This window comes from Vibrio sp. 03_296 (assembly GCF_002265885.1).
Map to the genome: position 1 here is coordinate 1 of NZ_NPKW01000304.1, position 368 is coordinate 368.

At 36.7% G+C, this 368-nt stretch carries 1 pseudogene; it reads right to left on the reverse strand.

Features of this window, described 5'->3' with window-relative positions:
* Positions 1-86: 86 nt before the first annotated feature.
* Positions 87-368: pseudogene (locus CIK04_RS33660) on the reverse strand (hypothetical protein); the annotation flags it as partial.

Below are 368 nucleotides of genomic sequence, written 5' to 3' on the forward strand. Positions count from 1 at the left end.
CATTCCTCGACTGCCAACCAGACCTTGACCGATAAAGCCGACAGGGGCTGTTTCTGAATAACAATAATTTATATTAAGTCTTTCTTTCAGTGTGATGAAATCGTTTCTATCAATGGGGAATTTTTAGATACTAGATTAAAAAAAGTGAAAAGGCGGAATGTTTTTCTTGGATAAATCACTCTAGCTTTTTTTATACCAAGAGCAGACATTAGTATATCTCTGCTTCTTTTATTCCGATAAACATGCTGTTCAGTTTCAATAAGAGTCTGGAATGTTGATATTGTATTTGTTCCATCGTCGAGCATGACTTCATTGCTAGCTTGTATGTTTGCGAGAAGAACATTGGTTCTCCACGCCAAGTAATCTGC